This window comes from Acinetobacter sp. YH12098 (genome assembly GCF_013419235.1).
In the GTDB taxonomy this organism is placed as follows: Bacteria; Pseudomonadota; Gammaproteobacteria; order Pseudomonadales; family Moraxellaceae; genus Acinetobacter; species Acinetobacter amyesii.
On the sequence record NZ_VPAO01000028.1, the window covers coordinates 1 to 17,562 of the forward strand.

Annotated in this window: 14 protein-coding genes and 1 tRNA gene; 10 read left to right on the top strand and 5 right to left on the bottom strand. The window is 42.0% G+C overall.

The genetic code is table 11. From position 1 onward, the window contains the following. The first annotated feature begins 437 nt into the window (after positions 1 to 437). On the top strand, positions 438 to 1,409 hold the full coding sequence (locus FTU38_RS10525) for a cation diffusion facilitator family transporter (protein ID WP_180111106.1): 972 nt from the start codon (positions 438 to 440) through the stop codon (positions 1,407 to 1,409). 25 nt (positions 1,410 to 1,434) lie between these two features. On the opposite strand, the gene FTU38_RS10530 is transcribed toward FTU38_RS10525, so the two are convergent. The 4 genes from FTU38_RS10530 to FTU38_RS10545 form a co-directional block, all read right to left on the bottom strand. Further along, entirely contained in the window at positions 1,435 to 1,776 is a 342-nt protein-coding gene (locus FTU38_RS10530) for a hypothetical protein (RefSeq protein WP_078189395.1), read from the bottom strand. Positions 1,777 to 1,930: 154 nt separating this feature from the next. Further along, positions 1,931 to 2,006, bottom strand: a tRNA-Glu gene (locus tag FTU38_RS10535). Between the two features lie 91 nt (positions 2,007 to 2,097). Further along, positions 2,098 to 3,606 carry a glutamate--tRNA ligase gene (gene gltX / locus FTU38_RS10540; RefSeq protein WP_180111107.1) on the bottom strand — a complete coding sequence of 503 codons (1,509 nt, stop codon included), beginning with the start codon at positions 3,604 to 3,606 and terminating at the stop codon, positions 2,098 to 2,100. A gap of 168 nt (positions 3,607 to 3,774) precedes the next feature. Then, positions 3,775 to 4,068 carry a hypothetical protein gene (locus tag FTU38_RS10545; RefSeq protein WP_180062805.1) on the bottom strand — a complete coding sequence of 98 codons (294 nt, stop codon included), beginning with the start codon at positions 4,066 to 4,068 and terminating at the stop codon, positions 3,775 to 3,777. Between the two features lie 381 nt (positions 4,069 to 4,449). Here FTU38_RS10545 and FTU38_RS10550 point away from each other — a divergent pair, with 381 nt between their 5' ends. The 9 genes from FTU38_RS10550 to FTU38_RS10590 all read left to right on the top strand — a co-directional run bounded on the left by FTU38_RS10550 (position 4,450) and on the right by FTU38_RS10590 (position 14,924). Then, complete coding sequence (locus FTU38_RS10550) at positions 4,450 to 5,457, top strand: sulfate ABC transporter substrate-binding protein (RefSeq protein ID WP_168378188.1); 1,008 nt, start codon at positions 4,450 to 4,452, stop codon at positions 5,455 to 5,457. Positions 5,458 to 5,704: 247 nt separating this feature from the next. Beyond that, a complete protein-coding gene (locus tag FTU38_RS10555; RefSeq protein WP_078189545.1) occupies positions 5,705 to 6,721 on the top strand; it encodes a sulfate ABC transporter substrate-binding protein in 1,017 nt (338 codons plus the stop codon). A 185-nt stretch (positions 6,722 to 6,906) separates the two neighbouring features. After that, positions 6,907 to 7,818, top strand: a complete 912-nt coding sequence (gene rsmH, locus FTU38_RS10560) for a 16S rRNA (cytosine(1402)-N(4))-methyltransferase RsmH (protein WP_180111108.1) — start codon at positions 6,907 to 6,909, stop codon at positions 7,816 to 7,818. 10 nt (positions 7,819 to 7,828) lie between these two features. Continuing rightward, complete coding sequence (gene ftsL / locus FTU38_RS10565; protein WP_078189390.1) at positions 7,829 to 8,161, top strand: cell division protein FtsL; 333 nt, start codon at positions 7,829 to 7,831, stop codon at positions 8,159 to 8,161. A gap of 12 nt (positions 8,162 to 8,173) precedes the next feature. Then, positions 8,174 to 10,000: a penicillin-binding protein PBP3 gene (gene ftsI / locus FTU38_RS10570; protein WP_180111109.1), complete on the top strand. Its 1,827-nt coding sequence runs from the start codon at positions 8,174 to 8,176 to the stop codon at positions 9,998 to 10,000. A gap of 10 nt (positions 10,001 to 10,010) precedes the next feature. Continuing rightward, the gene (locus tag FTU38_RS10575; protein ID WP_180111110.1) at positions 10,011 to 11,507 is read left to right on the top strand and encodes a UDP-N-acetylmuramoyl-L-alanyl-D-glutamate--2,6-diaminopimelate ligase; all 1,497 of its coding nucleotides are present in this window, start codon (positions 10,011 to 10,013) and stop codon (positions 11,505 to 11,507) included. 9 nt (positions 11,508 to 11,516) lie between these two features. Next, positions 11,517 to 12,926, top strand: coding sequence for a UDP-N-acetylmuramoyl-tripeptide--D-alanyl-D-alanine ligase (gene murF, locus FTU38_RS10580; RefSeq protein WP_180111111.1), 1,410 nt, complete (start codon positions 11,517 to 11,519; stop codon positions 12,924 to 12,926). After that, complete coding sequence (gene mraY, locus FTU38_RS10585) at positions 12,926 to 14,044, top strand: phospho-N-acetylmuramoyl-pentapeptide-transferase (RefSeq protein WP_078189386.1); 1,119 nt, start codon at positions 12,926 to 12,928, stop codon at positions 14,042 to 14,044. Before murF ends, mraY begins: the two co-directional genes overlap by 1 nt. 76 nt (positions 14,045 to 14,120) lie before the next feature. Beyond that, positions 14,121 to 14,924, top strand: coding sequence for a putative RNA methyltransferase (locus tag FTU38_RS10590; protein WP_180021660.1), 804 nt, complete (start codon positions 14,121 to 14,123; stop codon positions 14,922 to 14,924). 53 nt (positions 14,925 to 14,977) lie between these two features. Here the strand turns inward: FTU38_RS10590 and ponA are convergent, their stop codons facing one another. Then, entirely contained in the window at positions 14,978 to 17,518 is a 2,541-nt protein-coding gene (gene ponA, locus FTU38_RS10595) for a penicillin-binding protein PBP1a (RefSeq protein ID WP_180111112.1), read from the bottom strand. Positions 17,519 to 17,562 lie beyond the last annotated feature (44 nt).

A 17,562-nucleotide genomic window follows, 5' to 3' on the forward strand; every position in this document is an offset into this window, starting at 1 on the left:
AGTAACTTGGACCAGTGTTGATCATTTAGCATTGTTCGAGGCATAGCGAGTGTAAAATTGGGTTTGGCGATTTAATTTTACTATCTCGCTATTTTTTTAATCAACAAATGTCAACAGACCCTAATAAAAATATTAATTGCAGTCATTCGTGCGCTGCGATGAATGATTTAATTGTTTTAAACAGATCACACTTAAGATGAAAATTAGCATGCTTGTCATGATATGTGAATAGTTCTTGAAAAATATTTATAAGTAATTTCAGTCATCTAGATCGCGAAAAATTAATTTGAATAAATTGAAAGTAGATGCTGAAAAAGCAGTTTTAAAGTTTGAAGGTAAAACGTAATACTGAAGGTTGAATGATGTAATTTTATTACGTTTACTGTACCTGTTAAGCTCAAGACTGAAGAACATATAATTTATAAGGTCAGAAAATAATGAGTGAGCATCATGGGCATGACCACAGCCATGCCGTTGTCACAGAAGGGAATGTCAAAAAATTAAGTTTTGCCTTAGTACTGACCACGACGTTTTTGATTATTGAAGTCATTGCTGGATTTATGACGCAAAGTTTGGCGCTATTGTCAGATGCGGCACATATGTTCACCGATGCTGCAGCCCTTGCCATAGCATTGGTCGCGATCAAAATTGGCAAGCTTCCTGCTGATAACAAACGTACCTTTGGCTATCAGCGTTTTGAAATTTTGGCAGCCTTGTTTAATGCCTTGATGCTATTTGTGGTTGCGATTTATATTTTGTATGAGGCCTATCAGCGCTTTTCAACGCCGCCGGAAATTCAAAGTATGGGCATGATAATTGTGGCCGTCATCGGTCTAATCATTAACTTAATCTCGATGCGTATTTTATTTTCCAGTTCACAAGAAAGCTTGAATGTGAAAGGGGCGTATCTAGAGGTGTTAAGTGATGCCTTAGGTTCGGTCGGTGTGATTATTGGCGCAGCGATTATTTATTTTACCGGCTGGATGTGGGTCGATACGCTTATTGCGGTGCTCATTGGCTTTTGGGTCTTACCAAGGACTTGGATTTTACTCAAACAAAGTATCAATATTTTATTGGAAGGTGTGCCTGAAGAAATTGACATTGAAAAATTACGCAATGATTTATTGGCACTCAAAGGGGTGGAGAGTATTCACCAGTTAAAGGTCTGGGCAATTACGTCAAAGAATGTGCATTTGACGGTTCATCTCTTTGCACCTGAAGCCGATCGTAATGCCTTGTATTTTGAGGCGATTGAAATGTTGCAACATGAACACGGAATCACGGAGATGACTTTGCAGATCGAAGAGGATGAATGTGTGGTACACCAACACACCCAAAAGTCTGATCATGCACATGAGCACCTTCAAGATGATCACGCGCATTCTCATGATGAACCACATCAGCACTAATGCTGATGTGATTTAAATGGCCTGTTTAGATTTCCCACTCATGATTACATTCGCGGCATTTCCATTTTTTCTGTGATTGCATAAAACCTTGCATTGAGATTTTAAAATCTGGCAGGTCGCGATAGAACATGAAGCCAGCAATCAAGCAGGCAATAAATACAACAACAGTCGCAGTTTGTAATGTAGTACCTGCACCGTCACCAAAAATCCACATTGCGATGCTGATAATCACCAACAGTAAAAGAATAAATACCGCAGGGATGAGGATAATCAGGCTTTTAGGCACGACAGGACGAGCAACAGGCTGGCCTGCTTGCGCAAGAGGCATAATTTTAGGGCTTTGACATTTAGGGCAACGGTATTGCATTGCAACTCCATAATTTTAATCTATGGTTTATTTTAATCAGAATGACGCAGAAAGCAAAAATACCGTAAATTTAAATCAGATAAAATTTAGGCAATAAAAAACCCAAGTCATAATGCTTGGGTTTTTTATAAGATGATTTGCATCACCTTGAATATGGCGTCCCTACGGGGATTCGAACCCCGGTTACCGCCGTGAAAGGGCGATGTCCTAGGCCTCTAGACGATAGGGACAATTTGAGGCAACTTAGAGTTGGTTGACACCATCTCTCGGTATGGGCGCTATATTAGGGGGATAACGCCCATCCGTCAACTAAAAAATCAATTAAGCTTCATCAACTGCATTATTTTTCGGCAGTTTTAGGCTTTCATTGAGTTTTTCCCATGCTTTTGTTTCTTTTTTGCTCGGACCACCCACAATTTCAAGTGCATGACGTAAGCGAGCAAATGTTAAATCAGGACCAATGGTTACCATCGATTGCATAACCGGTGTCGAAGATGTTGAACCTGCAATAGCAATAAAGAAGGTTGGCATGAAGTCACGAAGTTTAATGTCCATTTGGTTCGCCAAATCCATAAGCGTTTGGCTGACAGTATCATTGTTCCAAGTGAACATGCTTTCTAGACGCCAAATGGCAAATTGAAGGCTTTGACGAACTTGTTCTTCAGTCAATTTTTTGCTTTCAAACTGTTCTTTGCTGAGTGTTGGGAATTGGTTGAAATAGAAACCTGCCCAATTCACTGCTTCAGACAATAAATTAATACGTGGTTGAATCGCAGCAGCAATTTCTTCCAAGGTATTACGATCTGATTTCCAAGCCAGTAGGGTGTCGAGCAATTGACCTGGTGTTAAACCTTTAATCCATTGACCATTTAACCAGTTCAACTTTTCAACATCAAAGATTGGACCGCCTAGTGATACACGTTGAATGTCAAAGTGTTCAATCATTTCAGCCAAAGTGAATTTTTCACTTTCATCCGGCATTGACCAGCCCATACGGCCTAAGTAGTTCAATAATGCTTCAGGTAAAACGCCGATGTCTTTGTAGTAGTTAATTGAGGTTGGGTTTTTACGCTTAGACAGTTTTGATTTATCTGGGTTACGTAACAGCGGCATGTGGCAAAGTACAGGCATGTCCCAACCAAAATATTTGTACAATAATTGGTGTTTAGGCGCAGATGGAATCCATTCTTCACCACGAATCACGTGAGTGATTTTCATTAAATGGTCATCAACCACGTTTGCCAAGTGATACGTCGGTAAACCATCGGTTTTCAGTAGAATTTGCATGTCGACTTGCGCCCAAGGAATTTCGACTTCACCACGAAGTAAGTCGTTAAATTTACAAATCCCTTCTTCAGGCACTTTCATACGAATGACATGCGGTTCACCAGCAGCCAAACGCTGTGCAACTTCTTCTGCAGTGTGTTTTAAGCCACGACCGTCATAACGCGGTGATTCACCACGCGCTTGTTGTTCCGCACGCATTTGATCGAGTTCTTCTGCTGTTGCGAAGCAGTAGAACGCATGACCTTTTTCAACCAGTTCCAAAGCATATTGTTTATAAATGTCCATACGTTCAGATTGACGGTATGGCGCATGAGGGCCACCCACATCTGGACCTTCTGACCAGTTCAAACCTAACCAACGCAATGAATCTAAAATCATTTTCTCAGATTCTGGGGTAGAGCGTAGTTGGTCTGTATCTTCAATACGAAGAATAAATTCACCGCCATGTTGCTTCGCAAAACATAAGTTAAACAATGCAATATAAGCAGTCCCAACGTGCGGGAAACCAGTAGGAGAAGGTGCGATACGAGTACGAACAGTCATAATCAGCTTTTAATCAGAATGTAAATTGGGATCTATTATAACGAAAAAGCCTGATCACTTAATGCTTAATTCAACATTGAATGATCAGGCGTTTTTAGTGTTTTTTAGACGACAGTAGGGGAACTCGTCTAAAACAATAGCTTGGATGACATGAGTATGCTGATGTCGTTATGAGCTACTACCAGAGAAAATGGCTTGAACAAAACGAGAAAAACTTTGGTTTTGTGATGCAAAGAAACTTTGAGTCGGTGCAGCTTTAATAGACGTAAGTACTTTTAAATTATCGTCTGTACGGCCTTTGCCTTCAGATTTTTGCTGATTAATCGCTTTTTCGATCAATGAGGTACGTTCAGCAGGCATCGTAAGTTTATTATTCGATGCGGTGCTGGTTGCAGCACACAAAGCAGTCTGTGCAGTCACACTTAAACTTAAGCCTAGGCATAGTGCGTATGAAAATTTCATGTCCAAATCTCCCCCTAGTTTTGGTGATGGAACTTTTTATTTGCAAAATAGTTTTAATATTTAGACTACGATTTAACCATCTTTCGTAATTAAAAAGTAGAACTACGTCACAATTTTTACAAAAAAACTAAAAAAGTCTGTACTAGGATTACCTAAATAGACTGTTTTCTCCAGATTTTCGGATGTTTTAGCAAACAACTATGAAGATAGCATGGAGATCGCTTCTGATTGTTGCTGTATTAGCAGAATTAAAGCTTTAAATACGTTATTTTTAGATATCTTTAAAACAGAAATAGATTTGAATTTATATTATAGATAGCTGATTGTTAAAGTTATTTTTGATTTATATAGTGCTCTCAATATCAATTTGAGTTTGAGCAGATGAAAAAAATAATAGCATCGGGAATTTTCGCTTTGTTGGGTGGGGTGGCGGTACAGGTGTATGCCGCAAAAGATTTCTTAAATGTTTCTTATGACCCAACACGTGAGTTTTATCAGGAATATAACCAAGAATTTGGACAATATTGGAAAAAACGTACAGGACAAGAGATTAATTTTAAACAATCTCACGGTGGCTCTGGCAAACAAGCTCGTGCAGTGGCGACAGGTTTGCAGGCAGATGTCGTGACTTTGGCATTGGCCAATGATATTGATGAAATTGTGGCGACTGGGCAAATCAATAAAAACTGGCAAAAACAATTTCCACATAATTCTGCACCGTATACCTCAACCATCGTATTTTTGGTGCGCAAAGGTAACCCGAAAAAAATTAAAGATTGGAATGACCTGACCAAACCGGGCGTTGAAATTATTACACCAAATCCAAAAACAGGCGGCGCACCGCGTTGGATCTATTTATCAGCTTGGGGATATGCATTAAAACAGCCGGGTGGAAATGAGGCCAAAGCCAAAGAATTGGTAAAAAAACTCTATAGCAATGTCAAAGTTTTAGATTCAGGCGCGCGTGGTTCACTCACGACCTTTGCTGAGCGTGGCATTGGAGATGTCTTACTGTCTTGGGAAAATGAGGCACTGTTGGCGACTCAGGGCCTAGGCAAAGATAAATATGACATTATTTATCCGTCTATTTCGATTTTAGCCGAACCTTCAGTGGCAGTAGTGGATAAAACCGTCGATAAAAATGGTAATCGAAATTTGGCGAAGGGTTATTTGAACTATCTATATTCACCTAAAGGCCAAGAGCTGGCAGGTAAATATTTCTTCCGCCCTCGCGATGCAAAAGCCACAGCAAAATACGCTGCTCAATTTCCGAAAGTTCAAATGTTTACCATTGATAAAGTGTTTGGCGGTTGGGCTAAAGCGCAAAAAACACATTTTGTGAATGGTGCGATTTTCGATCAAATCTATAGTGAAAAGAATAAAGAGTAAGTCTGTAAATAAAGTTGAGTGGTGTAAAACGGATAATTTAGATTATCCGTTTTTTGCATATGTAATGCATAAAAATCTATATATAGGGAATAAGTAGATTGTTTTTGTGTATTTTAATATGAAAAACAAACAATTAAATTCGTAGCCTTAGCTGTATTCAACAAAGCGTCTAAACACGCTGCAATTGCGATTTATGACTTTATTTCATATATTTAGCAGTATTGAATATAACTTTATGCTGGCTGTTATGAAAACTCAATTTAAGGCGTGGCTCAGTGCCGCGTTGCTTGCCACTGGTGTTGCATTTTCAGCGTCTGCTCAGGCCGCTGATCGTGAATTTTTAAATGTTTCTTATGATGCAACGCGTGAATTTTATGACGAATTTAATAAGTCATTTGGTGCATATTGGAAAGAGCGTACCGGTAAAACGGTCGCATTTAAACAATCACATGGTGGTTCAGGCAAACAAGCCCGTTCTGTGGTTGACGGTTTAAAAGGTGATGTCGTGACTTTGGCCTTGGCCAATGACATCGAAGAAATTGTGAAGTCTGGTCAGATTCAGCCGGGTTGGCAAAAAGAGTTTCCACATAACTCAGCGCCATATACGTCAACGATTGTATTCATGGTGCGTAAGGGCAACCCGAAACATATTAAAGATTGGTCTGATTTAACCAAACCGGGTGTACAAATTATTACCCCGAACCCGAAAACTGGCGGTCTCCCACGTTGGGTTTACTTGTCAGCTTGGGGTTATGCTTTGAAACAGCCGGGTGGTAATGAAGCGAAAGCCAAAGATTTCGTGGGTAAGATGTACCATAACGTAAAAGTAATGGACTCTGCGGCACGTGCATCGATGACTACATTTGCAGAACGTGGTATTGGTGATGTGTTATTGACTTGGGAAAACGAAGCTTTAGTTACGCAAAAAACTTTGGGTAAAAACAAATTTGATATCGTGTATCCATCGATGTCGATTTTGACTGAGCCTTCAGTGGCAATCGTAGACAAAACTGTCGATAAAAATGGTAATAAATGGTTAGCTCAAGGCTATATCAATTATCTTTATTCTCCATTAGGTCAAGAGATGGCAGCTCGTCATTTTTACCGCCCACGTAATGCAGCAGTTTTAGCAAAATATAAATCACAGTTCCCGCCATTAAAAACCTTTACCATTGATGAAGTGTTTGGTGGTTGGGCAAAAGCTCAACAAACACATTTTGTGAATGGTGCGATCTTCGATCAGATCTACAATAACAAGCGCTAATACATCGAAATCTAGGATTTGAGATGTTCAAAGACCTCCTTCGGGAGGTTTTTTAATGGATGGCAAAAAATAAAAACGGTTTTCTCTATGGAAAGTAATATTTCTGTACAAAAAGACGTTTGGAGCTTTGCTAAAACAAGGTAATAATGTGCAGTTACATTTTTAGCTGTGTTGAACGAACCCTTATGTCGCATATTTCTGTATTACTTCATGAAACTGTTGATGCTTTACTGGCAGATCGCAATACAGGAATTTTCGTAGATGGCACATTTGGGCGTGGTGGTCATACGCGTTTATTACTGTCTAAATTAGATGAAAATGCACGTGTTTATGCCTTTGATAAAGACCCGCAAGCATTGGCCGTTGCAGCAGAATTAGAACAAGAAGATGCGCGTTTTAAAATTATTCACGCCAGTTTTGCCGATTTAAAAGAGGAACTGCGTAGTCGTGGTGTCGATTTGGTCGACGGTATTATGGCGGATTTAGGGGTGTCATCTCCGCAGCTAGACCAAGCAGAGCGTGGCTTTAGCTTTATGAAAGATGGCCCACTCGATATGCGTATGGACAACTCACAAGGCCCAACAGCCGCAGAGTGGTTGGTTGATATTGAAGAAGAAGATTTGGCCAATATTATTTTTAAATATGGTGAAGAGCGTTATAGCCGCCGTATTGCTAAAGCAATTAAAGCGGCAGGGTATATTGAAACCACAGCTCAATTGGCCGAAATTGTGAAAGTTGCCCACCCGAAATGGGAAAAAAATAAACATGCAGCGACACGAACTTTCCAAGCAATTCGTATTGCTATTAACAAAGAACTCGACGATATTGATATCTTCTTACCTCAAGCGGTGGATATGCTGAAACCTGAAGGCACTCTTGCAGTGATCAGTTTCCACTCTTTAGAGGATCGTTTAATTAAACAATTTATTCAAAAAGAATCTACACTTGCAGAAGACACAGGCTGGGGTTTACCACAAAAACGCGAAGATACCCGCCGCTTAAAAAAAGTGTCACGAATTAAAGCAAGTGAAGAAGAAGTTAAAGCCAATCCACGATCTCGTAGTGCTTGGCTTCGTGTGGCAGAGCGTTTAGCTTAAAAGGCAAAGAATGAAAACCGAAGCAATCGAAAAAAACTCTGATCAATCGCAGTCGAAGAAAATCATTACATACGGCATTTTATTGCTCTTGGTTTTTGTGAGTGCGATTATGGTGGTCTTTCAAGTCTTTGAATATCGCCAAGATTATCGTCAATTGAGTACCTATATGCGTGAAAGGGATGACCTCAACGCAGAATGGGGACGTTTGCTGATCGAACAACAAACTTTCGGTGCAACAGCCCAAATTGGGACACGTGCAGTTACCCAATTACGCATGTATTCGCCTCCTATTGCACAAACCGTTGTTATTTCATTGCCACAAACTCCAGAACAGAAAAAATAGGCTGCCGGTCACATGGTTGAAAAGAGAAACAAACAAACTCCGCGTAAGAAACAGCAGTCTGTTACTGGTCGTACAGCCATTTCGGTGGAGATGTGGCGCTATCACTTGATGTGGGCGGTGGTTTTACTGTGCTTCATTGCATTGGTGGGGCGGGCTTTTTATGTACAAATCATCAATAAAGACTTTTTACAAAATAAAGCCAATGCGAAAATTTTAAGAACTGAAACCTTAAAAGCCATGCGCGGTGTAATCTATGACCGTCACGGTGTACCTTTAGCGATTAGTACTCCGATCATGAAAATCGTGATCGATCCACGTGATTATTTTGACAATAAAAAACTCTTTGAAGAAACCACGGCTGAATTGGCTAAAGATCCAAATAACCGTAAGTTAAAACGTCAATTACCCGATAAAAATCTGAACTTAGATGAACTTGCCGATGCTGTCGGAATGGATCGTGCTGAACTGAAACGCAAGCTCAATGAGCGTCCACGTTCCCGTTATTTGGTTTTAAAGAAAGAAGTTCCGCCGCAACAAGCTGAATTGATCATGAAACGTGACTTTCAGGGTGTGTATACCGAGAAAAACTATAAGCGCTACTATCCACAGCCTCAGCCGAACTCACAAATTATTGGTTTAACCAATAGTGAGGGCATGGGTATTGAAGGCTTGGAAATGCAACTGAATGAACGTCTTTCAGGTGTCGATGGTGCGCAGCAAATTGTCCGTGATAAAAAGGGCAACCGCGTTAAAGACCCTGAGATCGTGAAAGAAGTCGAGTCGGGCGAAAATATCACGCTCAGTATCGATTCACGTTTGCAATACATCATGTACCGTGAGTTGACCGCCGCAGGGGTGGCCAATAATGCACGTTCTGCAACCGCGATTGCCGTGGATGTTAAAACGGGTGAAATTTTGGCGATGACCTCTTGGCCGTCGTACAACCCGAACGATAAAAAAGGCGTTTTAAATAAAGATGCCATGCGTAACCGTGGTGCGATTGACTCCTTTGAGCCAGGTTCAACCATGAAGCCAATGACCGTGGCAATGGCGTTGGAAAGCGGCAAATACACGGCAAATACGGTGGTAAATACCACACCGGGTTCAATGCGCGTTGGGAATCATACTATTCGAGATACGCATAACTATGGTCCTTTGACTTTGGGCGGCATTATTCAAAAATCGTCTAACGTTGGTGTGGCAAAAATCGCTTTATCTCTCCCTTATGAAACATTGCCGACATTCTATCAACGTCTTGGCTTTGGTCAACGTTCAGCGGTGAAATTCCCCGGTGAAAGTGCTGGTCTGATTTTGCCGAAGAGCAAATGGAATGTGTCAGAAGTAGCAACCATGGCTTATGGTTATGGTTTGAACGCTACAGTACTCCAACTGGCTGATGCATATGCCATGATTGCCAACAAGGGCGTCAAAATGCCACTGAGCTTGTACAAGCTTGAGGAAAAGCCGAAAGGTGAGCAGATGGTTGACCCTAAAATTGCTGATCAAGTGCTTTTAATGATGGAAGCGGTGACCTTGCCGGGTGGTACGGCACGTCAAGCCAATATTCCGGGTTATCGCGTGGCGGGTAAAACTGGTACAGCACATAAATTACGTGCAGACCGTAAAGGCTATTCGACTTCAGAATATCGTGCACTCTTTGCTGGTGTCGCACCAGTGAGTGATCCACGTTTGGCCATGATTGTTGTGGTGGAAAACCCAACAGGTCAGTATTACGGTGGTCTGGTGGCTGCACCCGTTTTTGCTCGTGTAATGCAAGAATCTTTACGTTTAATGAACGTACCTTTAGATAAACCTTTAGACACTCCTAAGATCCAGTAATAGGTGATGAATGAAAATTACGTTTCAAGATCTATACACCGTTGAACAGCCCGCTGAATGGATGTCGCAATCCTTTCAGGGCTTCAATCTGGATAGTCGCAAAGTTACAGCAGGGCAAATATTTATTGCCCTGACTTCGTTTTCGCAACCTGAAAAAACAGCACAATTTGCACGTACAGCGTTAGAAAATGGCGCGCTGGCGGTCATTTCAGAAACTGATTTGGGTTTGGATCAAAGTGTCGTGATCGCGGATGTGCGTCAATTGATGGGGCAGTGGCAAAAGCAATATTTACAGGCGACTCAACCGGTTCAAGCTGCACGAATTTTGGCAGTGACGGGTACCAATGGTAAAACCACGATCTCACGCTTAATCGCTGAATTACTCATGCTGCAAGGCAAAAAATGTGCAGTGATGGGAACCACTGGTAACGGAATTTTACCGAATTTAGAAGCCTCATCTCACACTACTTTAGATGCGTTACATATGCAAAATGCGTTGCATACCTACGCGCTTGAGGGTGCAGAGTTTGCTGCCATTGAGGCAAGTTCGCACGGATTAGAACAAGGTCGATTAAATGGCTGTGCAATTGAAATTGCCGCTTATAGCAATTTAAGTCGTGACCATTTGGATTATCATAAAACTCTTGAAGCCTATGCTGAAGCGAAATCACGTTTATTTCAGTTTCCATCGCTCAAAGTTGCAGTCATCAATCTTGATGATGAACATGCCGAAGTGATGCTGAATGCCGCACGTCAAAATCCGGCTCAGCCTAAAATTTTGACTTATTCAACGCGTCAGGCTGCGGATTATCAAGTGACGGATATTCAATACAGCTTAACGGGCGCACAATTTAAATTGCGTACTGCTCAAGCTGAATTTGTGGTGCAAAGTCCATTATTGGGACACTTCAATATTGAAAATATTGTGGCGAGCTTAATTTCAGCGGAGCAAGCGGGTTTTGACTTATCTGCCTTGATCGCAACTGCGCCTGAGTTAAAAGGTGCGCCGGGTCGTATGCAAGTGATCCGTGATGATGAGCGCCTGTTTGTGGTGGATTATGCACATACACCAGATGCCTTGATTCAAGTGTTACAGACCTTAAAACGTCATGTATCGCAACAGTTATGGGCAGTGTTTGGCTGTGGTGGTGATCGTGATCGTGGTAAGCGTCCATTGATGACACAAGCGGCATTAAACCATGCAGATGTGGCGTTGATTACCTCGGATAATCCACGTACTGAAAACCCAGAACAAATTTTTGCAGATATGAAGGCTGGTATTGATTTTACTGGAAAAACTGTCCATGAAATCCATGACCGCCGTGAAGCGATTAAATTCGCAGTCAGCCATGCGCAAGCTGGTGATATTGTGGTGATTGCTGGTAAAGGCCATGAAAACTATCAAGAAATTAATGGTGTTCGACATTGGTTTGATGATGTGGTGGAAGTGAAATCAGCGATTGATTCACAGCATCACAACACTGACTCGGCTTATCCAGCGCAATAGGAAACAGATATGCATACTTCAACGACCAGTACGGTTCAGTTAGAACCTTGGACTGCCGAACAGTTGGTTCAAGCGACACAAGGGCACTGGCATAATAATCAAGCGCCGACAGGTCCTGTGAAACGAATTTTGACCGATTCACGTCATGCAGAGCAAGGAGATGCTTTTCTTGCCCTGAAAGGTGAACGCTTTGATGCGCATGATTTCCTTGCTCAAGTGGCTGAAAAGGGTTGTGAAATTGCCATTGTCAGTCATCCGGTCGATGTGGATATTTGTCAGTTGGTGGTTGCAGATACACGTTTAGCACTTGGACATTTAGGTGCATTTCGTCGTGCCCAAAACCCAGCCTTAAAAGTGATTGCCTTGACAGGAAGTAGTGGTAAAACCACAACCAAAGAGATGCTCGGGAGTATCCTTTCTCGTCTTGCACCAACGTTAATTACGCGCGGTAATTTAAATAATGACCTTGGCGTACCGATGATGTTACTTGAGTTACGTCCAGAACATCAGTATGCCGTGATGGAGCTTGGTGCCAGTCATAAAGGTGAAATTGATTACACCTCAAATTTGGTACAGCCTCAGGTTGCCGGTATTTTAAATATTGGCACCGCTCATATGGGGGAGTTTGGTGGGCGTGATGGTATTTGTCGTGCCAAGTCTGAAATTTATGCACATATAGCGAAAACAGGAACTTCGATTGTCCCTGCGGCAGATGATTTTACAGATGCCATTCGTCAAGCGGTGCAAACTGAGCAAGTAATGAGTTTTGGTCAGGGCGGGGATGTTTTTGCGACTGAGACTGAACTTCAGGCTCAATCTTCACGATTTATCTTAAATACGCCACAAGGTTCGCGTCCTGTTCAACTGCCATTTGCGGGTGAGCATAATGTGCAAAATGCAACTGCTGCCGCAGCTTTTGCGTTGTCGATTGGCGTGAGTTTAGATGACATCGTTGTGGGTCTTGAACATGCAACAGGTGCCAAAGGTCGTCTAAATTTTATTCAACATAAAGATTATTTGTTTATTGATGATACTTACAATGCAAATCCAACCTCAATGCGTGCTGCTGCTGATGTACTTGCACAGCAAGATGGCATCAAAGTCATGGTCATTGGGGATATTGGTGAGTTAGGTTCATCTGCTGCACAGCAGCACTACATGTTGGGACGTGACCTTGTTTCACACGCCGGTCTTCAATTTGTCGTTGCTGTCGGTGAGTTTTCACCTGCCGTGCAAGAAGGCGCGCGCAGTACCCAATATGGTAAAAAATTACAGGCCTTTCTATCTCAAGAACAGGCCTTACCGTTATTAATTAGTCTAGTCAAAACACATCAGCCTCAGTCCATGAGTTTCCTGTTTAAAGGTTCTCGTTATACCCACATGGAAACTTTGATGGCTGAATTGATGGAGAAACTTTAATGCTGTTATGGTTATTTGAGCAGCTTGCGGGTTATCACAGCTCGTTTCAGGTTGTTCGTTATTTAACGCTTCGTTCGCTACTCAGTGTCTTAACGGCATTGGCCATTGGTCTGTTGCTTGGACCTGTGATGATTCGCAAATTGCAAGCTCTCAAATATGGTCAGGCAGTCAGTTCATTTGCACCTGAAAATCATGCCAAAAAAATGGGCACACCAACTATGGGTGGTGTGTTGATTTTACTGTCTATTGGTATTTCAACCTTACTTTGGGCCGATCTTTCAAACCCTTATGTATGGATTGTACTTGGGGTGATGGTGATTTTTGGTGCTGTGGGTTGGGCAGATGACTGGATTAAAATCCGTTATAAAGACAATGCAGGTCTGCCTGCGAAGAAGAAATTCTTTTGGACTTCTGTGGCATCTTTAGGTGCTGGTATTGCACTCTATGTGATTGCGACACAGCAAGCAAACCCAGTACATACTTCAAATATGTTGGATCTGCTGATTCCATTCTTTAAAGAAATTAGCATTCCGTTGTCTATTATCCCACTTGGTATCGGCTTTATTGTCTTTACTTATTTGGTGATTAACGGCGCATCCAATGCTGTGAACTTAACCGATGGTTTGGATGGTTTGGCGATTATGCCAATCGTTTTGGTTGCCGCAGGTTTAGGTGTATTTGCTTATCTGGCTGGTGATGTCCGTTTTGCTGATTATTTACATATCCCTTATGTGAAATATGCATCTGAACTTGTCGTGATCTGTGCGGCAATGATCGGTGCTGGCTTGGCATTCTTATGGTTTAATGCGCATCCTGCTCAAGTCTTTATGGGTGATGTCGGTGCCTTATCTCTAGGTGCGATGCTCGGTACGATTGCAGTCATGGTTCGTCAAGAAATCGTTTTTGCCATTATGGGCGGTGTTTTCGTGGTTGAAGCTATTTCTGTCTTCTTGCAAATTGGCTCGCTGCGTATGCGGAATAAGCGCGTATTCTTAATGGCACCGCTGCACCATCATTATGAGAAAAAGGGATGGCGTGAAACGCAGGTGGTGATTCGTTTCTGGATTATTACAATTATGCTGGTAGTTTTAGGTCTAATGACTTTAAAATTACGTTAAGCAAATAAATAAACAAAACCGGCATTTGCTCCCACAGATGCCGGTTTTTTTATTTCAAAATATAGTGGAGTAAATGATGAACCTGTTGATGTGTCCTGTATGCCGTGAAGCATTAAAACTCACAGAGCGGACATGGCGCTGTGAAAATAATCATAGCTATGATGTTGCAAAACAAGGCTATGTCAATTTACATGTGGTTCAACATAAACACAGTAAAAATCCGGGTGATACGCCTGAATCTGTACAGGCGCGTCGAGCATTTTTAAGTGCAGGTCACTATGCACCTTTGCAACAGGCAGTAGTGGCTTTGATTCAAAAGTTACGTGTTGAAAACTTGTTGGATATTGGCTGTGGTGAAGGCTATTACACCAATGCAATGCAAGCTGAAGTATTACAGTGTGTGGGTGTCGATATTGCTAAAAATGCAGTACAAGTGGCCGCTAAACTGAATAAAGAGGTGACTTGGGTGGTTGGGACAGGGGCAACCTTACCTGTATTAGATCATTCGATTGACTTGTGTACGAGTTTATTTAGTCCTATTCCTCAAGAAGAAATCCTTCGTGTGTTAAAGCCTGAAGGGCACTTGATGGTGGTTACACCTGCGCCAGAGCATCTTTATGCAATGCGTGAAGCCCTGTTTGAAGAAGTAAAACTACATGAACCGCATAAATTTGTGGAACAACTGGCGAATGATTTTGAATTGGAAAGTGAGCAAGTGGTACAAGCGAAAATGTCACTTTCTCAGCAGGATCTCAAAAACTTAATTGCAATGACACCTTATGCCTATAAAGTGAAAGCTGAGCGTCGAGAAGCTCTAGAAAAAAATGAACAATTTGAGTTGCAAGCGCAGTATCAAATTTATCTCTTTAAAAAGAAATAATGCATTGGAAGTGATAAAAAAGCCCTCGTTTGAGGGCTTTTTTTATGCAGTATTTACTGAACTTGATCGATGAGATGATCAAGTGCGTCCGTTTTATGCTCTGCACCTTGTGGTTTAGGCTGCATTGGCGGAGGCGCAGTTCGAGTCGGTGCAAGATTGGTTTCAGTAGACCCAGGAAGGTCGTCAAAATCATTTTGCGAAGCCTGAGGCTTCGGTGCAACAGGAGCAGGACGATACAGCGGTTGAGCCATTGGTGGCGTTGCTGCACGATCTTGTTCAGGTTGACCTTGAGTCGCTTTAGCCGAATTACGGTTGATTGGATTCTTGGCATGGGTGTCTAAACGCACCCAAGCTTCAGGTGTGCCTTTAAGTGATTTCGCCATAAAATCTGACCAAATAGGCAATGCTGCAACACCACCATATTCACGGCGACCTAAAGTAGAGGGTTGGTCAAAACCGACCCAAGCCACAGTGACCAATTTTCCATTAAATCCAGCAAACCACGCGTCTTTTGCATCATTGGTTGTACCGGTTTTACCGCCTAAATCACCGCGACCAATTTTTAAAGCCGCACGACCTGTACCGTGTTGGATCACGTCACGCAAGATGTTCGCCATATCAAAGGCTGAACTTGACTTCAAAATCCGCTGAGCTTGTTTATAGTTTGCTGCTTCAGTATCGGAAATTTTTGATTCAGCGGGCTTGTTATCCTGATTGGTGACTTCAATCACTTCATCATCCGGCGTGGTCGGATCTGCAGATTCAACTTCGTCCTTTTGATTGATACATTGAATACATGCATATTCAGGATTGGCTTGATAAATGACTTTGCCATAAGCATCTTCAATACGGCTAATAAAATGGGGTTGAATACGATATCCACCGTTGGCAAAAGTCGCATAACCTGTCGCCATTTGAATCGGCAACACCTGTGGGGTACCTAAAGCAATGGTGTAGTTACTTGGAATTTGGTTTTCTTGTAAGCCAAAATCCATAAATAATTGGCGAGTACGTTCAATCCCGACGACTTGTAATAAGCGTACTGAAACTGTGTTACGTGATAAATAGAGGGCACGGCGTAGAGGTATCATCCCTAAATAGCGACCGTCAGAGTTTTTAGGCGTCCACTTGCCAATCGTAATTGGATTGTCATTGACCATGGAATACGGAGTCATGCCACGTTCAAGTGCTAAAGCATAAACAAAGGGTTTAATGGTTGAACCCGGCTGACGCCAGCCTTGTAGAGCACGGTTAAATTTAGATTGATAAAAATTATAACCACCCACAATGGCTTCAATACCACCATTGTTGGGATTAAGTGCAATTAATTGACCTTGCGCTTTGGGAATTTGCACCAAAGCCCATGAGCTTTTGTCCGCATTCGGACGTAGGCGAATAATATCTTTTACTTTTACAATTTGAGAGGCTTTGCTAGGCGCATTGCCTACACTATTGGCATTGCGATAGGGGCGTGCCCAAGATAAACCTGACCATGGAACTGTCACACTACTGCCGTCTTGCATCAACACTTCGATACTGGTGTTGTTGACTTTGGTTACTTCGGCAGGATAGGTGTTGGCATATGGAATAAAGTTTTTTAAGGGTTCATCATGTGCTTCTGCACCACGCCAACCATGTCGTCTATCGTAAGCTTCGAGACCCTCTTGTACAGCCTGCTCAGCATAGGCTTGGCGTTGGCTGTTGATAGTGGTGTAGACTTTATAGCCAGAATCCGTCGCTTGTTCACCAAGCTTTTCTACGAGCTCAGAGCGAACCATTTCCCCGACGTAGGGGAATTTGTTGCTGACCCCGCGGTCAGGCATATCGAGATTAATCGGTTCAGCAATCGCTTTTTGATATTCAGATTGATTGATATAACCCAATTGCAACATACGTCCTAAAATCCAATTACGACGTTCTAAAGCACGTTTTGGGTTGGCTACAGGATTGTATTTTGAAGGTGCTTTAGGTAAGCCTGAAATCATTGCCATTTGAGCCAAACTTAAATCTTGCAGGCTCTTGTTATAATAAATTTTTGCTGCTGCTGCGATCCCATAGGCATTTTTTCCTAAAAAGATTTTGTTGACATACAGCGTTAAAATTTCTTCTTTACTTAGATTTTGTTCAATTTTTCGAGCAAGGAAAACTTCGGTCAGTTTACGTTTTAAAGTACGCTCTGGAGTCAGATAATAGTTTTTTGCAACCTGCATGGTAATGGTTGAACCACCGGTTTGCACATCGGAACCGGTAATACTTTCACTGACGGCACGCCCCAATCCTTTGAAACTAATGCCGCTGTGTTCAAAAAACGAAGAATCTTCCGCAGCTAAAAAGCCATGAATGAAATGAGACGGGATTTGGTCGTACTCTACAGGGACCGAAAGTTTGCCACCATATTCTGCAATCAGCTCATTATCAGCACTATAAACCTGTAATGGTTTTAATAATGGAGCCTTTTTTAAGATGGACATTTCAGGCAAAGACGGGGCAATATAGAGATACATGCCATAGAAACCCATTGGAATTGCGACCAAAATAATAATAATGGCCAAAAAAAATGGATGAACAAGGCCTGAACAAGATAGCTTTTTCATAACAAGTAAGTTTTAATAAGAGCTAATGGCAAACTAATTGGTGG